We start from the raw sequence: 17,950 nt of genomic DNA on the forward strand, positions 1-17,950 counted from the left end.
AATCATGAAATATTCATTAGGGCCGGTGCTCTACTACTGGCCAAAAGAGACGCTGGAAGATTTTTACCACCAGGCCGCGACCAGCAGCGCAGATGTGATTTACCTCGGTGAAGCGGTATGCAGCAAACGCCGCGCCACCAAAGTGGGCGACTGGCTGGATATGGCGAAAAGCCTCGCCGGAAGCGGTAAACAGGTGGTGCTCTCAACGCTCGCCCTCGTCCAGGCCTCCTCCGAACTGGGTGAACTCAAACGCTACGTAGAGAACGGTGAATTCCTGCTGGAAGCCAGCGATCTGGGCGTAGTGAACATGTGCGCCGAACGCAGACTGCCGTTTGTCGCAGGCCATGCGCTGAACTGCTATAACGCCGTGACGCTGCGCCTGCTGCTTAAACAGGGGATGACGCGCTGGTGCATGCCGGTCGAACTCTCGCGCGACTGGCTGGCTAACCTGCTCAACCAGTGCGAAACGCTGGGCATTCGCAATCAGTTCGAGGTGGAAGTGCTGAGTTATGGTCATCTCCCGCTGGCCTATTCTGCCCGCTGTTTCACCGCCCGCTCTGAAGACCGTCCGAAAGACGAGTGTGAAACCTGCTGCATCAAGTACCCGAACGGGCGCAGCATGCTGTCGCAGGAAAATCAGCAGGTGTTCGTCCTGAACGGTATCCAGACCATGAGCGGCTATGTGTATAACCTCGGCAATGAACTGGCGTCGATGAACGGTCTGGTCGACATGGTGCGCCTGTCACCGGTGGATACGGGCGTATTCGCCATGCTGGATGCCTTCCGCGCCAATGAAAACGGTGATGCTCCGCTGCCGTTAACCGCTAACAGCGACTGTAACGGCTACTGGAAACGCCTCCCCGGGCTGGTGTTACAGGGCTGAAGAAGAAATGTAAAAGCTCACTTTGTTAACAACGGTTATTAAATTTTAATGCACTATTAAAAGATTCACCGTCGACAAAGTGAGCTGTTATGACTGATAAAACCATTCCGTTTTCGGTGCTGGATCTGGCACCGATCCCTCAAGGGTCCTCAGCACGAGAAGCCTTTACCCACTCTCTCGATCTCGCTCGCCTGGCAGAAAAACGCGGTTATCACCGTTACTGGCTGGCTGAGCACCACAATATGGTTGGTATCGCCAGTGCCGCGACCTCCGTGCTGATTGGTTACCTGGCGGCGAATACCACCACGCTGCACCTTGGCTCCGGTGGCGTGATGCTGCCGAACCACGCCCCGCTGGTGATTGCCGAGCAGTTTGGTACGCTGAATACCCTCTATCCTGGTCGTATCGACCTGGGTCTTGGCCGTGCGCCGGGCAGCGACCAGCCGACCATGCGCGCCCTGCGTCGCCATATGAGCGGCGACATCGATAACTTCCCGCGCGCTGTGGCTGAACTGGTGGACTGGTTTGACGCGCGTGACCCTAACCCGCACGTGCGCCCGGTGCCAGGCTACGGTGAGAAGATCCCGGTGTGGCTGCTGGGCTCAAGCCTGTACAGCGCGCAGCTTGCCGCGCAGCTGGGGCTGCCGTTCGCCTTTGCCTCGCACTTCGCGCCAGATATGCTCCATCAGGCGCTTCACCTCTATCGCACAAACTTCAAACCTTCAGAGCGTCTGGAAAAACCGTATGCGATGGTGTGCATCAACATCGTTGCCGCCGACAGCAATCGCGATGCGGAATTCCTGTTCACCTCCATGCAACAGGCTTTTGTGAAGCTGCGTCGCGGTGAGACCGGCCAGCTGCCGCCGCCGGTGGAGAATATGCATCAGCTGTGGTCGGCATCCGAACAGTATGGCGTTCAGCAGGCGCTGAGCATGTCGCTGGTGGGGGATAAGGCAAAAGTGCGTCACGGGCTGGAGGCGGTGCTGCGTGAGACGCAGGCGGATGAAATTATGGTTAACGGCCAGATTTTCGATCATCAGGCACGCTTGCATTCGTTTGACCTGGCGATGCAGGTGAAAGAGGAAGTGTCAGGTTAGCGCGGTTTGTTCCCCTCTCCCGTCGGGAGAGGGGAACAGGTGGTGTTACTGATACACCGGCAGCAGGTTAAAACTCGACAGGACATGCACCAGCGCGTTGCCAATACCGAACACCAGAATCAGCGCAATCATCGGCTTTCCGCCCCAGACGCGGAATTTCGGGCTGCCGAAGCGTTTACGTGATTTGCGTGCCAGCAGCGCAGGCACAATCGCCGCCCAGATGGTCGCCGCCAGCCCGGCATAGCCGATGGCATAGAGGAAACCATTCGGCCACAGCAGACCGCCAACAATCGGTGGCAGGAAAGTCAGCAGCGCGGTTTTAAAGCGCCCCATAGCGGAATCATCAAAACCAAACAGATCGGCCAGGTAGTCAAACAGGCCCAGCGTCACGCCGAGGAAAGAGCTCGCGACGGCAAAGTTAGAGAATACCACCAGCAACAGATCCAGACTGCGGCTGTTCAGTACGCCGCTCAGCGCCTGTACCAGTACATCAATGTTACCGCCCTTCTGCGCAATGCCGATAAATTCAGGACGCGGGATATTGCCCATCGTCCCCAGCAGCCAAATCACGTACAGCGCCAGCGCCAGCAGCGTGCCGTAGATCAGGCACTTCACAATCGTGCGTGGATCTTTACCGTAATACTTCATCAGGCTCGGCACATTACCGTGGTAACCAAATGATGCGAGACAGAACGGCAGGGTCATCAGCAGGTACGGCGTGTAAGCGGTATTCGTCTCCGCCACGTTGAACAGCGTGGCCGGCGTAACGTGCCCAAGCAGGCTGCCGAAGGTCAGGAAGAAGGTGATCACCTTCGCGCCCAACACAATCGCCGTCATGCGGCTCACCGCTTTGGTGCTCATCCAGACGATAAACGCGACGCCAAGCGCGAAGCACAAGCCCGCCACTCTTGCCGGCACGTTCAGCGACAACTCCGAGAATGTGTGATGCAGAATGGAGCCGCTTGCTGAGATGTACGCGTAAGTCAGGATGTAAAGCACAAAGGCAATGGAGAGGCCGTTTATCAGGTTCCAGCCTTTGCCTAACAGGTCTTTAGTGATGGTGTCGAAGCTGGAGCCAATGCGGTAGTTCAGGTTGGCTTCGAGGATCATCAGCCCGGAATGAAGCATACAGAACCAGGTAAACACCAGTGCCGCCAGCGACCAGAAGAACCACGCACCGGACATAACCACAGGCAGGGAGAACATCCCGGCACCAATGATGGTTCCGCCGATGATCACCACGCCGCCAAGCAGCGAAGGTGACGTTTGGGTGGTGGTAAGTGTCGCCATACAGCCTTTTCTCCAGTCAATAATGCGGTTATGCATGTTAATGTGCAGCACTGTACCAGTACAAGAGTACAAAAGGAATAAAAAAAGCCCCGACAGTGTTTATCGGGGCTGTATAGATTACTTTACGTCAGAAACGAAAGACTTACGCGTCACCGAAACGACGACGAGCGGTACCTTCTTCACGACGTGGGCCACGGCTTTCGCGACGCTCGCCAGAGAAACGACGACCTTCGCCTGCGCCAGCGCGGTTGCCTTCGCTACGACCGCCTTCACGACGTTCGCCACCGAAACCACGACCACCGCCACGACGTTCGCCACCACGGTCAGTACGTGGCTGGGCATCGCCCATCAGCTGCATGTTCATCGGCTTGTTCAGGATGCGGGTGCGAGTAAAGTGCTGCAGTACTTCGCCCGGCATGCCTTTTGGCAGCTCGATGGTAGAGTGAGATGCGAACAGCTTGATGTTACCGATGTAACGGCTGCTGATGTCGCCTTCGTTAGCGATCGCGCCAACGATATGACGAACTTCAACACCATCATCACGGCCCACTTCAATGCGGTACAGTTCCATTTCGCCAGCGTCACGACGCTCACGACGTGGACGCTCTTCGCCACTGCGCTCTGGACGGTCAGCACGTGGACCACGATCGTTACGGTCGCCACGACGTTCGAAACGCTCGTCACGGTCACGGAACTCACGCTTAGGACGCATCGGTGCATCTGGTGGCACGATCAGGGTACGTTCGCCCTGAGCCATTTTCAGCAGTGCTGCGGCCAGCGTTTCCATATCCAGCTCTTCGCCTTCAGCGGTAGGCTGAATCTGTGCCAGCAGTGCACGATACTGGTCCAGGTCGCTGCTTTCCAGCTGCTGCTGTACTTTCGCGGCGAATTTTTCCAGACGGCGTTTGCCCAGCAGTTCTGCATTTGGCAGTTCCGCTTCTGGAATGGTCAGCTTCATGGTGCGTTCAATGTTACGCAGCAGACGACGCTCGCGGTTCTCAACGAACAGCAGCGCACGACCTGCACGACCCGCACGACCGGTACGACCGATACGGTGAACGTAGGACTCGGAGTCCATTGGAATATCGTAGTTAACAACCAGGCTGATACGCTCAACGTCCAGACCACGTGCTGCCACGTCGGTTGCAATCAGGATATCCAGACGACCGTCTTTCAGGCGCTCCAGCGTCTGCTCACGCAGAGCCTGGTTCATGTCACCGTTCAGCGCTGCGCTGTTGTAGCCGCTACGCTCCAGCGCTTCAGCCACTTCCAGGGTCGCGTTTTTGGTACGAACGAAGATAATCGCCGCATCAAAATCTTCCGCTTCCAGGAAACGAACCAGCGCTTCGTTTTTACGCATACCGTATACAGACCAGTAGCTCTGGCTGATGTCCGGGCGAGTGGTCACGCTGGACTGAATGCGCACTTCCTGCGGCTCTTTCATGAAGCGGCGGGTAATGCGACGAATCGCTTCTGGCATGGTTGCAGAGAACAGAGCGGTCTGATGACCTTCCGGGATCTGCGCCATAATCGTTTCTACGTCTTCGATGAAGCCCATACGCAGCATTTCATCTGCTTCATCCAGTACCAGACCGCTCAGTTTAGAGAGGTCAAGGGTACCGCGCTTCAGGTGATCCAGCAGACGGCCCGGCGTACCGACAACAATCTGTGGACCCTGGCGCAGGGCACGTAACTGCACGTCATAACGCTGGCCACCGTACAGGGCCACCACGTTTACGCCGCGCATATGTTTAGAGAAATCAGTCATAGCTTCTGCAACCTGAACAGCCAGTTCACGGGTTGGAGCCAGGACGAGGATCTGCGGTGCACGCAGTTCCGGATCGATGTTGTGCAGCAGCGGCAGCGAGAACGCTGCGGTTTTGCCGCTACCAGTCTGGGCCATGCCCAGCACGTCACGACCAGACAACAGATGTGGGATACATTCTGCCTGGATCGGAGATGGTTTTTCGTAACCCAGATCGGTAAGGGCTTCAAGGATAGGAGCCTTCAGGCCCAGATCTGCAAAAGTGGTTTCGAATTCAGCCATGTAGTACGAGTGCCTCAATGTCAATGGCGGCCAGTCTACTTAGCTCATCGTGAAAATGATTAGCAATTTTCATTGAAAAGTGTGAACCGGCTCAAAGTAGATGTATTGACGAACAACAACGCCCTCACCAGTTAAGGTGATGGCAATCAAAAGATTACGGGCTGATGTTTATGTCGTCAGCTATTGCTGGTCCGATTCTGCCAGGTCGTCTTGCTCCTGGCCCAAGAGCGATAATTCCAACAATGCATAACGGTGCTCAACGAAGTTGTGTACGTTGTTAGCAACCGCTAATTTGAACAGTGCCGTAGCGCTGTCCTTATCCCCCAGACTTAGGTAGTACTTACCTAAATAGAAGTTGGTTTCACTGAGATGCTCAGCGAGCGAGGTGTTATCCGTTGCGTCCGCCTTGAGGCGTTCCATCAGCGTTGCTTCGCTAATGTTGCCCAGGTAGAACTCGACAATGTTCCATCCCCACTGTTCCTTGTCCGATTTATCGAAGCGCTGTTTCAGTGCTTCTTTTGCCTGCTTCTCATCGAGCTTCTGCTCAACGATGTATAACCACAGACTGCGGAAAGGATCATTAGGATCGTCTTGATAAAACGCCAGCAGATCATCTTGCGCTAACTTATCACGACCGCCGTAATACAGGGCGATACCGCGATTCAAGTGCGCGTAGTTGTAAGTTGGATCAAGCTCAAGTACAGAATCAAACGCTTCATAGGCAGCATCAAAATTGCCTGCCTGCGTTAAATAAATGCCTAAGTAATTGAATACTTCAGGCATATCAGGTCGGATTGCCAGCGCTTGTGAGAAATCATTCCGCGCTAATGCCCTCAGACCGAGACTATCATACAACACTCCGCGCTCATATAAAAGCTGTGCGCGTTCGTCATCGGTTAAAGCCCGACTGGCAAGAATTTGTTCCATGCGTGCCAGAATCACTTCCTGCTGCAAAGTCGGTTGCAATGGCACTGCGAGGACTTCGCTCTTACGCCAGGCAGAGTTGCTGCATCCTGCCAGCGTTAAAGCTGTCGCAACGAAACACCAGCGCAAAAAAGGCTTCATTTCCCACTCCCGAAGACAACTATTGGATGAACGTCCTGTCCCCCGGCGGCTTAACAAGGCGTCCTGCCTGATAATAGGCCCTCCGCCGAAGCGGAGGGCAAATGCAACTTACTCGCCTTGCTGTTCTGCTGCCGATGCTTCTGGCGCAGCAGCCGGCTGAGACTGCTCGGTTGCTTCTTTAATGCTCAGACGGATACGGCCCTGGCGGTCAACTTCCAGAACTTTAACCGGGACTTCCTGACCCATCTGCAGGTAATCGGTCACTTTCTCAACGCGCTTGTCAGCGATTTGAGAGATGTGAACCAGACCTTCTTTACCGCCACCGATGGCAACAAACGCGCCAAAGTCAACGATACGGGTCACTTTACCATTGTAGATACGGCCCACTTCGATTTCTGCAGTAATTTCTTCGATGCGACGAATAGCGAATTTCGCTTTCTCGCCGTCGGTCGCTGCAATTTTCACCGTACCGTCATCTTCGATTTCGATAGTGGTGCCAGTCTCTTCGGTCAGAGCACGGATAACGGAACCGCCCTTACCGATAACATCTTTGATCTTGTCTGGATTGATCTTGATGGTGTGGATACGCGGAGCGAACTGAGAAATGTCGCCGCGTGGCGCGTTGATCGCCTGTTCCATCACACCCAGGATGTGCAGACGAGCACCTTTAGCCTGGTTCAGCGCAACCTGCATGATCTCTTTGGTGATACCTTCAATTTTGATATCCATCTGCAGCGCAGAGATACCGTCGCGGGAACCCGCAACTTTGAAGTCCATATCGCCCAGGTGGTCTTCGTCGCCCAGAATGTCAGACAGAACAACAAAGTTCTCGCCTTCTTTCACCAGGCCCATTGCGATACCCGCAACGGCGGCTTTGATTGGCACGCCTGCATCCATCAGCGCCAGAGATGCGCCACACACGGAAGCCATGGAAGAAGAACCGTTAGATTCGGTGATTTCAGAAACCACACGAACGGTGTACGGGAATTTGTCAGCATCCGGCATCACTGCCAGCACACCACGCTTCGCCAGACGACCGTGACCAATTTCACGACGCTTAGGCGAACCCACCATACCGGTTTCACCTACGGAGTATGGAGGGAAATTGTAGTGGAACAGGAAGCTGTCAGTACGCTCGCCCATCAGTTCGTCGATGTTCTGCGCGTCACGTGCTGTCCCCAGGGTCGCGGTAACCAGCGCCTGCGTTTCGCCACGGGTGAACAGTGCAGAACCGTGAGTACGTGGCAGAACGCCAGTACGCACGTCCAGACCACGGATCATGTCTTTTTCGCGGCCATCGATACGCGGCTCACCCGCCAGGACGCGGCTACGAACCACGTTTTTCTCGATAGCGTGCAGAATTTCGCTCAGCTCGTTAGCATCCAGCGTTTCGTCTTCAGCAATCAGCGTTGCGATAGTTTCGTCTTTGATCACGTCAACCTGAGCATAACGCTCCTGTTTGTCGGTGATGCGATAAGCATCGCTCAGACGAGATTCAGCCAGCGCAGCAACGCGTGCATTCAGCGCGTCGTTGACGGCTTCAGGCTGCCAGTCCCAACGTGGTTTGCCCGCTTCTTTAACCAGATCGTTGATGTTCTGAATAACGATCTGCTGCTGATCGTGGCCAAAGACCACCGCGCCCAGCATCTGGTCTTCGCTCAGCAGTTCCGCTTCGGATTCAACCATCAGCACAGCCGCTTCAGTACCAGCGACAACCAGGTCCAGCTTACTTTCTTTCAGCTCTTCCTGCGTTGGGTTCAGCACGTACTGGTCGTTGATGTAACCAACGCGTGCAGCACCGATTGGGCCATTGAATGGAATACCAGACAGTGACAGGGCCGCGGAAGCACCGATCATCGCAACGATATCCGGGTTAACCTGTGGGTTAACGGAAACAACGGTCGCGATAACCTGCACTTCGTTCACGAAGCCTTCCGGGAACAGCGGACGAACCGGGCGGTCAATCAGACGCGCAATCAGGGTTTCGCCTTCGCTTGGACGGCCTTCACGACGGAAGAAGCCACCCGGGATTTTACCGGCAGCGTAGGTACGCTCCTGGTAGTTAACGGTCAGTGGGAAGAAGTCCTGACCTGGTTTTGCTTTTTTCTGGCCAACTACGGTTACGAATACCGCAGTGTCATCCATGCTTACCATAACGGCAGCAGTAGCCTGACGTGCCATCATGCCGGTTTCCAGCGTGACGGTGTGTTGACCATACTGGAATTTACGAACGATCGGATTCAGCAAAGTTCTGTCCTTTCTTAAATGTATGACAGCACACCACCGGTGTGCTGACGATTTAACCCGACCTTCTTCGCATCCTCGCGACTAATGACAACCAACACCCCCATGGGTGAAGCCTCTCATTAGCCGCGCGAACCTCTGCAATGAAGATCATTTATAGCAACAATACAATAGTTTCCAGTGAATTGCTGCCGTCTGGTTGAAAAAAGGGGCCATCAGGCCCCCTTTTCTGAAACTCGCAAGACTTAGCGACGCAGACCCAGACGCTCGATCAGCGCGGAGTAACGTGCAACATCTTTACGTTTCAGGTAGTCGAGCAGTTTACGACGCTGAGAAACCATACGCAGCAGACCACGACGGCTGTGGTGATCTTTTTTGTGCTCTGCAAAGTGACCCTGCAGGTGGTTAATCTGTGCAGTCAGCAGTGCAACCTGAACTTCGGTAGAACCGCTGTCGTTAGTACCACGACCAAACTCAGAAACGATTTTAGCTTTAGCTTCAACGCTTAGAGACATTTTCAAACTCCAGAATATAAAGAATGTAAGGATGCCGATCTCTAATTCAGCAATCCCAGTATACGTCCCGCAATATGTTAAACAATTTGCCGAACGTTAAGCCGCGATATTCTACTCGTCTCCCCTGCTTATCGCAAGGCGAGCCGTTATCGCTATCAGGCTTCAACCGGATACTCAACGACCAGGCGACGCGGCGCGACGCGGCCTTCGCCATCCATTTCACCCATGCCGATAAACTTACCTTCATCCCCCTCGGTCACGCGCACCAGACCTTCAGAAGGAGCACTGGTGGTACGAACCGGGTTTCCGTTCTTAAAGTAAACGGAGGATGTTAAAGGAAGATTAACAACCGGGAAATCGGCCGCCGGGCTGTCCATTGGCATCAGCAGCGGATCGAGCAAATCGGCCGGCGCAATCTCCTGCGCTTCCGCCTGCTCAACCAACTCGCGCAGATGTTCAAGGGTCACCATTCGCTCAACCGGGTACGTGCTGACAGCCAGGCGACGCAGGTAAATCACGTGCGCACCGCAACCCAGCTTTTCACCCAGGTCGTCAATGATGGTACGAATATAGGTGCCTTTCGAACAGTGAACTTCCAGCTCCAGCTCATCGCCTTCGTGACGAATAAAGAGCAGTTCGTACACGGTAATCGGACGGGGTTCACGAGGAACGTCAATGCCCTGGCGTGCATATTCGTACAGTTTTTTACCCTGGTACTTCAGCGCCGAATACATTGACGGTACCTGCAGCGTGTCGCCACGGAAACTTTCCAGCGCGGCATCAAGTTGCTCTGCGCTGAAGGTCACCGGACGCTCTTCTACCACCTGACCATCGGCATCGGAGGTGTCCGTGCGCTGGCCTAATCGGGCGATGACCCGATAGCGCTTATCGGAGTCCAGTAGGTACTGGGAAAACTTTGTCGCTTCCCCCAGGCAGATCGGCAACATGCCGGTCGCCAGCGGATCGAGCGCGCCCGTGTGGCCCGCACGGTTGGCGTTAAAAATACGCTTAACTTTTTGCAGCACGTCGTTGCTGGAAGCGCCCTGGGGTTTATCCAGCAGCAGCACACCATGCACGTCGCGACCGCGACGACGAGGACGACTCATTAGTCCTCCTTGCTGTCGTCCGTTGGGTTAACACGACGTTCGTCGTCATGTTTCACCACGCTGGTCACCAGGTTGGACATGCGCATACCTTCGACCAGAGAGTTGTCGTAGAAGAAGGTCAGCTCAGGTACGATACGAAGACGCATCGCTTTGCCGAGCAGAGAGCGGATGTAGCCAGAGGCTTCCTGCAGCGCTTTAATGCCGTTTTTTACCGCGGCTTCGTCCTGATCGTTCAGGAAGGTCACGAACACTTTGGCATACGCCAGGTCGCGGGACATTTCCACGCCGGACACGGTGGTCATCACACCCACGCGTGGATCTTTAATTTCACGTTGCAGGATGAGGGCGATCTCTTTCTGCATTTCTTGCGCTACGCGCTGCGGGCGACCAAATTCTTTCGCCATAATAAATTCTCCAGACAAAAAAGGGGCAAAAAGCCCCTTTTAAAATTATTACCGGGTGGCGCTTTGCTTACCCGGCCTGCATCGATGATTAAGCAATCGTACGCTGAATTTCGATGATCTCGAACACTTCGATCATGTCGCCAACGCGAACGTCGTTGTAGTTCTTCACGCCGATACCACATTCCATGCCGTTACGGACTTCGTTAACGTCATCTTTGAAGCGGCGCAGGGATTCCAGCTCGCCTTCGTAGATAACCACGTTGTCACGCAGTACGCGGATTGGGTTGTGACGTTTGATGATACCTTCGGTAACCATACAGCCCGCGATCGCACCAAATTTCGGTGATTTGAACACGTCACGCACTTCAGCCAGACCGATGATCTGCTGTTTCAGCTCTGGAGACAGCATGCCGCTCATCGCTGCTTTCACTTCGTCGATCAGGTTATAGATGACGGAGTAGTAACGCAGATCCAGGCTTTCAGCATCAATCACTTTACGTGCAGACGCGTCAGCACGTACGTTGAAGCCGACCAGGATTGCATTGGATGCAGCAGCCAGGGTGGCGTCGGTTTCGGTGATACCCCCTACGCCAGAACCGATGATCTTCACTTTAACTTCGTCAGTAGACAGTTTCAGCAAGGAGTCGGAGATCGCTTCCACAGAACCCTGAACGTCGGCTTTCAGAACGATGTTCACTTCGTGAACTTCGCCTTCGGTCATGTTCGCAAACATGTTCTCGAGTTTAGATTTCTGCTGACGAGCCAGTTTAACTTCACGGAATTTGCCCTGACGATACAGTGCAACTTCACGCGCTTTCTTCTCGTCACGTACGACGGTCACTTCATCGCCCGCAGCCGGCACACCGGACAGGCCCAGGATTTCCACTGGAATGGACGGACCTGCTTCCAGAACTTCCTGACCCAGTTCGTTACGCATCGCACGAACACGACCGTATTCGAAACCACACAGAACGATATCGCCTTTATGCAGCGTACCTTCACGAACCAGAACGGTTGCAACCGGACCACGACCTTTATCCAGGAAGGATTCGATAACCGCGCCGCTCGCCATACCTTTACGAACCGCTTTCAGCTCCAGAACTTCAGCCTGCAGCAGGATAGCGTTCAGCAGGTCGTCGATACCGGTACCGGCTTTCGCAGATACTGGGATGAACTGCGCTTCACCGCCCCACTCTTCCGGCATAACACCGTACTGGGAGAGTTCGTTTTTAACGCGATCCATGTCAGCTTCTGGCTTATCGATCTTGTTCACTGCAACCACCAGAGGCACCTGTGCCGCTTTCGCGTGCTGGATAGCTTCAATGGTCTGTGGCATCACGCCGTCGTCTGCAGCAACAACCAGTACAACGATATCCGTTGCCTGAGCACCACGAGCACGCATAGAGGTAAACGCTGCGTGGCCCGGGGTATCCAGGAAGGTGATCATGCCGTTGTCGGTTTCTACGTGGTACGCACCGATGTGCTGGGTAATACCACCCGCTTCACCGGAGGCCACTTTCGTCGAACGAATGTAGTCGAGCAGAGAGGTTTTACCGTGGTCAACGTGACCCATGATGGTCACTACAGGCGCGCGCGGTTCTGCCGCTGCGCCGGTGTCACGGTCGCTCATTACTGCTTCTTCCAGCTCGTTTTCACGACGCAGGATAACTTTGTGGCCCATCTCTTCGGCTACCAGTTGCGCAGTTTCCTGGTCGATAACCTGGTTGATGGTGGCCATTGCGCCCAGTTTCATCATCGCTTTGATGACCTGAGAGCCTTTAACCGCCATTTTGTTGGCCAGATCGCCAACGGTGATGGTTTCACCAATCACTACGTCACGGTTAACAGCCTGAGCTGGCTTCTGGAAGCCCTGCTGCAGTGCGGAACCTTTACGCTTGCCGCCTTTACCACCGCGGATCGCTGCACGTGCTTCTTCACGGTCAGCTTTAGATTCAGCGTGCTTGTTGCCTTTTTTGGCTGGGCGAGCAGCTTTGGTGCTGCGAGTACGGCCACGACCACCTTCAACTTCACGGTCGTTATCGTCTTCTGCCTGGCGCGCATGCTGAGAAGTGGTGACGTGATAATCGCTGGTGTCTTCAGACGCTTCAGCAGGGTTCACACCGTTCTTCTCGTTTTCTTCAGCCATACGGCGCGCTTCTTCAGCTACACGGCGAGCTTCTTCTTCAAGCTTGCGGCGGGCTTCTTCTTCCGCTTTACGCTTCAGCTCGGCAGCTTCATTTTCACGGCGGGCTTTTTCAGCCTGGGCGGTTTTTGTCATTTCGTCGGTCTGTTGATTGCTCACTTTGTCTTTTTCCGCAGCTTCACGCTTCACTTTATCACTTGCGTCGCGTTTCGCTTTTTCTGCGGCCTCACGTTCAGCTTTTAATTCTGCTTCACGCTTGGCAGTCGCTTCTGCCTCACGCTGAGCTTGTTCTTCCGCTTCACGCTGTGCCTGCTCTTCCGCAGCAAGGCGTTCTGCCTCTTGCGGATCACGTTTTACAAAGGTGCGTGTCTTGCGGACTTCAATTTGTACCGATTTGCTTTTACCACCGGTACCAGGGATATTCAACGTGCTACGCGTTTTGCGCTGCAGCGTCAGCTTGTCAGGCGTCGAACCGTGTTCACGGTTCAGGTGCGCTAACAAGGTTTGTTTTTCTTGCGCGTTCACCGAGTCATCAGCGGACTTCGGGATCCCTGCATCAGCAAATTGCTGTACCAGGCGGTCCACGGAGGTCTGAATCTCGGCAGCCAGCGATTTTACAGTTACATCAGTCATGCTGTTCCTTCCTGCTACAGTTTATTACGCTTCGTCGCCGAACCAGCAAATATTACGTGCGGCCATGATGAGTTCGCCGGCTTTCTCGTCGGTTAAACCTTCGATATCAGCCAGGTCATCAACGCCTTGCTCAGCGAGATCTTCCAGCGTACAAACACCACGGGCAGCCAGCTTGAACGCAATCGCACGATCAAGACCTTCCAGATTCAGCAGGTCATCAGCCGGCTTCTTATCGCCAAGGCTTTCTTCCTGAGCCAGTGCCAGGGTGGTCAGTGCGTTTTTAGCGCGTTCACGCAGGGCTTCAACGGTGGCTTCATCAAGACCGTCGATTTCCAGCAGCTCTTTCATTGGCACATAGGCCAGTTCTTCAAGGGTAGAGAAACCTTCTTCAACCAGAACAGTGGCGAAATCTTCGTCAATATCCAGGTATTTCGTGAAGGTATCGATCGCCGCATGGGCTTCAGCCTGATGCTTAGCCTGCAGGTCATCAACGGTCATTACGTTGAGTTCCCAGCCGCTCAGCTGTGACGCCAGGCGTACGTTCTGACCGTTACGGCCGATTGCCTGCGCCAGGTTGCCCGCTTCAACAGCGATATCCATGGTGTGTTTGTCTTCGTCAACAACGATAGACGCCACATCCGCCGGAGCCATTGCGTTAATCACGAATTGCGCCGGGTTGTCGTCCCACAGGACGATATCGATACGCTCGCCGCCCAGTTCGGTAGAAACCGCCTGAACACGCGCACCGCGCATACCTACGCAAGCACCGACCGGGTCGATACGCTTGTCGTTGGTTTTCACCGCGATTTTCGCGCGTGAACCCGGATCGCGGGCAGCCGCTTTAATCTCGATAACTTCTTCGCCGATTTCAGGTACTTCGATACGGAACAGTTCAATCAGCATCTCTGGCTTGGAACGGGTCACAAACAGCTGTGCACCACGCGCTTCAGGGCGTACGGCATACAGAACGCCACGAATACGGTCACCCGGGCGGAAGTTTTCACGCGGCAGCATGTCTTCACGCAAGATAACGGCTTCAGCGTTACCTGGCAGCCCTTCAGATTTGATTTCCAGAGAGATGTTGTCGCGGTTTACTTTCTTCACCACGCCGGTAATGATCTCACCTTCCTGATCGCGGAACTGATCGACAACCAGCGCACGCTCAGCTTCACGGACTTTCTGGACGATAACCTGTTTTGCGGTTTGCGTGGTGATACGGTCGAAGGTGACAGATTCAATCTGATCTTCAACATAGTCACCCACGTTCAGGCTTTCGTCTTCAAAACGCGCCGCTTCCAGGGTGATCTCTTTCGTCGGCTGGGTCACCTCTTCAACGATTACCCAACGACGGAATGTATCGAAGTCACCGCTTTTACGATCGATTTCTACGCGAACATCGATCTCTTGTTCGTATTTTTTCTTGGTTGCTGTAGCCAGTGCACTTTCCAGCGCTTCGAAAATCTTCTCACGCGGCAGTGATTTCTCGTTGGAGACGGCTTCAACAACAGCCAAAATTTCTTTGTTCATCGCGGGCTTTTCACCTCAATCCAGACTGTTAAAAGTGGGGAACCAGGTTCGCCTTCTGGATATTACTCAGCGCGAACACTTCATCTTTGCCTTCGACTGTAACCGTGATCATTTCACCATCAACGGCTTTGATAATTCCCTGCCATTTACGGCGGTTCTGTACGGCCATACGCAGAACGAGAGCCACTTCTTCACCGGTAAAGCGCACATAGTGCTCGGCCGTGAACATCGGGCGATCGAGGCCGGGTGAGGAAACTTCCAGGTTGTACGCAACGGTAATCGGGTCTTCAACATCAAGAACCGCACTCACCTGGTGGCTAACATCAGCACAATCATCAACATTGATGCCATCTTCACTATCAATATAGATGCGCAGCGTCGATGTACGGCCGCGAACGAATTCGATGCCGACCAGTTCGTAGCCCAGTGCTTCGACCGGTGCAGTAATCATCTCTGTTAATTTTTGCTCTAATGTGGACAAGCCCACCCCCAAGACATAAAAAAAGGGCGTAAAGCCCAGTTATTCTGTAGTCAGATAACAAAAAACCCCGATAAATCGGGGCTTTAGATAACTGAACCCTATAGCCGCAACTGCGGCCTGGAGCACTCTCCGAAAGAATTTTTTCAAATCCAGCTACGAAGGCTCTAAGTCTTCACAGTATATTTGAAAAAGAACTTTATGGGAAAGTGGTTGCGGGGGCCGGATTTGAACCGACGACCTTCGGGTTATGAGCCCGACGAGCTACCAGGCTGCTCCACCCCGCGCCTGAAACGTGGCAAATTCTACGCGTTTTGGAGAGAATTTGCAAATAATGCTGGGATTTGGTACCGAAGACGGGACGTAAAATCGGCGTTTAGTATATTGATAGTGAACCCCACCTGTCAAGCCAGTTTCCGCCAGGTCAAACAAAGGGAAAATTTTACAAAAAACGCACGAGTCTCTTCCGGTCATCGACAAAAGATGATTAAATGAATACTCACTTATTTTGCATAAACATGCATCGAGAGCGAAAGCGGTCTCTTAATCAGTCAATCAAGCAGGGTTTTATTTTATGACGACGATTCTCAAGCATCTTCCGGTAGGACAACGTATTGGCATCGCTTTTTCAGGCGGCCTGGATACCAGCGCTGCACTGCTGTGGATGCGCCAGAAGGGAGCGGTTCCGTATGCATATACTGCGAACCTGGGTCAGCCGGATGAGGACGATTATGATGCAATCCCTCGTCGCGCTAAAGAGTATGGCGCAGAGAACGCGCGCCTGATTGACTGCCGTAAGCAACTGGTCGCTGAAGGTATTGCTGCTATTCAGTGTGGTGCTTTCCATAATACTACCGGCGGCCTGACCTATTTCAATACCACCCCGCTGGGCCGTGCAGTGACCGGTACCATGCTGGTTGCCGCCATGAAAGAAGATGGCGTAAACATCTGGGGTGATGGCAGTACGTATAAAGGAAACGATATCGAACGTTTCTATCGTTATGGCCTGCTGACCAACGCCGAGCTGCAGATTTATAAACCGTGGCTCGATACCGACTTTATCGACGAGCTGGGCGGCCGTCATGAAATGTCCGAGTTTATGATCGCCTGTGGCTTCGACTATAAGATGTCCGTTGAGAAAGCCTACTCTACCGATTCCAATATGCTGGGTGCGACGCACGAAGCGAAGGACCTGGAATTCCTGAACTCCAGCGTGAAGATCGTTAACCCGATCATGGGTGTGAAGTTCTGGGACGAAAACGTCAAAATCCAGGCGGAAGAAGTTACCGTGCGTTTCGAGCGCGGCCATCCGGTTGCCCTGAACGGCAAGACCTTCTCTGACGATGTGGAACTGATGCTGGAAGCTAACCGTATCGGTGGCCGTCACGGTCTGGGCATGAGCGACCAAATTGAAAACCGTATTATTGAAGCAAAAAGCCGTGGCATCTATGAAGCCCCTGGGATGGCACTGCTGCACATCGCTTATGAGCGTCTGCTGACCGGTATTCACAACGAAGACACCATCGAGCAGTATCACTCCCATGGTCGTCAGCTGGGTAAACTGCTGTACCAGGGCCGTTGGTTCGACCCACAGGCCCTGATGCTGCGTGATGCACTGCAACGTTGGGTGGCAAGCGCGATCACCGGCGAAGTGACGCTGGAGCTGCGTCGCGGGAATGACTACTCGATTCTGAACACCGTGTCCGACAACCTGACTTATAAAGCAGAGCGTCTGACCATGGAGAAAGGTGAATCCGTGTTCTCTCCGGACGATCGTATTGGCCAGCTGACCATGCGTAACCTGGACATCACCGATACCCGTGAGAAGCTGTTCAACTACGTTGAGAATGGCCTGCTCTCCGCAAGCGCCGGTAATGGCCTGCCGCAGGTTGAAAACCTGGAGCACAGCGTTAAGAAGTAAGGCTTACGCAGAAATGCAAAAGGCGCCCACTGGGCGCCTTTTTTACGACCGCTGCAGAACCGGTCCCGCTGGCACGAACGTACCCGCCGACGAAAACGCCCCTTCTACAGACGAAATCTACAGACGAAAAAAAAGACGTCTTTCGACGTCTTTCTTCTGGAATATTGGTACCGAGGATGGGACTCGAACCCACAAGCCCGTTAGGGCACTACCACCTCAAGGTAGCGTGTCTACCAATTCCACCACCTCGGTACTGAATACTTAGTGCGGGATATCGCTGGTCGGCTTAGCCGGTGCAGCTGGCTGAGTCTGCTCAGTTTTCGCTGGCGCGCTCAGATTTTCCCACTCGCTTCCTTTGCTGGTCTTGTTGCTGTTGATATTGCCAAGCGCCAGACTGATGATGAAGAACAGCGTAGCCAGAATCGCCGTTGTGCGGGTCATGAAGTTCGCAGAACCACTTGAACCAAACAGCGTACCGGAAGCGCCTGCTCCGAAGGAGGCTCCCATATCAGCGCCTTTACCTTGCTGCAGCATGATCAGCGCTACGAGAGCGATGGCTACAATAAGGAAAATAACTAAAAGAGCTTCGTACATAAT

At 53.9% G+C, this 17,950-nt stretch carries 15 protein-coding genes and 2 tRNA genes; 3 read left to right on the forward strand and 14 right to left on the reverse strand.

What is annotated here, in order from left to right; genetic code table 11:
• Nucleotides 1-4: 4 nt before the first annotated feature.
• Both F8561_RS08690 and F8561_RS08695 read left to right on the forward strand, forming a co-directional pair.
• Nucleotides 5-883: a U32 family peptidase gene (locus F8561_RS08690; RefSeq protein WP_020883542.1), complete on the forward strand. Its 879-nt coding sequence runs from the start codon at nucleotides 5-7 to the stop codon at nucleotides 881-883.
• An 89-nt stretch (nucleotides 884-972) separates the two neighbouring features.
• Nucleotides 973-1,980, forward strand: a complete 1,008-nt coding sequence (locus tag F8561_RS08695) for a luciferase-like monooxygenase (RefSeq protein WP_151887346.1) — start codon at nucleotides 973-975, stop codon at nucleotides 1,978-1,980.
• Between the two features lie 45 nt (nucleotides 1,981-2,025).
• Here the strand turns inward: F8561_RS08695 and mtr are convergent, their stop codons facing one another.
• From mtr to F8561_RS08755, 12 genes are all read right to left on the reverse strand, one after another.
• The gene (gene mtr, locus F8561_RS08700) at nucleotides 2,026-3,270 is read right to left on the reverse strand and encodes a tryptophan permease (RefSeq protein WP_025202927.1); all 1,245 of its coding nucleotides are present in this window, start codon (nucleotides 3,268-3,270) and stop codon (nucleotides 2,026-2,028) included.
• Between the two features lie 142 nt (nucleotides 3,271-3,412).
• Nucleotides 3,413-5,317 (reverse strand): DEAD/DEAH family ATP-dependent RNA helicase, encoded by a 1,905-nt coding sequence (locus tag F8561_RS08705; RefSeq protein WP_020883539.1) that lies wholly within the window; start codon nucleotides 5,315-5,317, stop codon nucleotides 3,413-3,415.
• Nucleotides 5,310-5,390: a protein YrbN gene (gene yrbN, locus F8561_RS24610; protein ID WP_100122156.1), complete on the reverse strand. Its 81-nt coding sequence runs from the start codon at nucleotides 5,388-5,390 to the stop codon at nucleotides 5,310-5,312. The genes F8561_RS08705 and yrbN overlap by 8 nt, the downstream gene beginning before the upstream one ends.
• A gap of 107 nt (nucleotides 5,391-5,497) precedes the next feature.
• Nucleotides 5,498-6,382, reverse strand: coding sequence for a lipoprotein NlpI (nlpI, locus tag F8561_RS08715; protein ID WP_013098912.1), 885 nt, complete (start codon nucleotides 6,380-6,382; stop codon nucleotides 5,498-5,500).
• Nucleotides 6,383-6,490: 108 nt separating this feature from the next.
• Nucleotides 6,491-8,629, reverse strand: coding sequence for a polyribonucleotide nucleotidyltransferase (gene pnp, locus F8561_RS08720; RefSeq protein WP_014171780.1), 2,139 nt, complete (start codon nucleotides 8,627-8,629; stop codon nucleotides 6,491-6,493).
• Nucleotides 8,630-8,871: 242 nt separating this feature from the next.
• Nucleotides 8,872-9,141, reverse strand: a complete 270-nt coding sequence (gene rpsO, locus F8561_RS08725) for a 30S ribosomal protein S15 (protein WP_013098914.1) — start codon at nucleotides 9,139-9,141, stop codon at nucleotides 8,872-8,874.
• 155 nt (nucleotides 9,142-9,296) lie between these two features.
• Entirely contained in the window at nucleotides 9,297-10,247 is a 951-nt protein-coding gene (gene truB, locus F8561_RS08730; protein WP_014171782.1) for a tRNA pseudouridine(55) synthase TruB, read from the reverse strand.
• A complete protein-coding gene (rbfA, locus tag F8561_RS08735; RefSeq protein ID WP_014171783.1) occupies nucleotides 10,247-10,651 on the reverse strand; it encodes a 30S ribosome-binding factor RbfA in 405 nt (134 codons plus the stop codon). The genes truB and rbfA overlap by 1 nt, the downstream gene beginning before the upstream one ends.
• 88 nt (nucleotides 10,652-10,739) lie before the next feature.
• The gene (infB, locus tag F8561_RS08740; RefSeq protein ID WP_014171784.1) at nucleotides 10,740-13,427 is read right to left on the reverse strand and encodes a translation initiation factor IF-2; all 2,688 of its coding nucleotides are present in this window, start codon (nucleotides 13,425-13,427) and stop codon (nucleotides 10,740-10,742) included.
• A gap of 24 nt (nucleotides 13,428-13,451) precedes the next feature.
• A complete protein-coding gene (gene nusA, locus F8561_RS08745; RefSeq protein ID WP_014171785.1) occupies nucleotides 13,452-14,954 on the reverse strand; it encodes a transcription termination factor NusA in 1,503 nt (500 codons plus the stop codon).
• Nucleotides 14,955-14,982: 28 nt separating this feature from the next.
• Nucleotides 14,983-15,435, reverse strand: a complete 453-nt coding sequence (gene rimP / locus F8561_RS08750; RefSeq protein ID WP_014833432.1) for a ribosome maturation factor RimP — start codon at nucleotides 15,433-15,435, stop codon at nucleotides 14,983-14,985.
• Nucleotides 15,436-15,642: 207 nt separating this feature from the next.
• Nucleotides 15,643-15,719: transfer RNA gene (locus F8561_RS08755), tRNA-Met, on the reverse strand.
• A gap of 287 nt (nucleotides 15,720-16,006) precedes the next feature.
• On the opposite strand from F8561_RS08755, the gene argG reads away from it, so the two are divergent.
• Nucleotides 16,007-17,353, forward strand: a complete 1,347-nt coding sequence (gene argG, locus F8561_RS08760; RefSeq protein ID WP_020883538.1) for an argininosuccinate synthase — start codon at nucleotides 16,007-16,009, stop codon at nucleotides 17,351-17,353.
• Between the two features lie 165 nt (nucleotides 17,354-17,518).
• Here the strand turns inward: argG and F8561_RS08765 are convergent.
• A tRNA-Leu gene (locus tag F8561_RS08765) sits at nucleotides 17,519-17,605 on the reverse strand.
• Nucleotides 17,606-17,614: 9 nt separating this feature from the next.
• Nucleotides 17,615-17,947 carry a preprotein translocase subunit SecG gene (secG, locus tag F8561_RS08770; RefSeq protein WP_020883537.1) on the reverse strand — a complete coding sequence of 111 codons (333 nt, stop codon included), beginning with the start codon at nucleotides 17,945-17,947 and terminating at the stop codon, nucleotides 17,615-17,617.
• Nucleotides 17,948-17,950 lie beyond the last annotated feature (3 nt).

The sequence above is a fragment of the Enterobacter sp. 198 genome, from assembly GCF_009025585.1.
Taxonomy (GTDB): domain Bacteria; phylum Pseudomonadota; class Gammaproteobacteria; order Enterobacterales; family Enterobacteriaceae; genus Enterobacter; species Enterobacter ludwigii.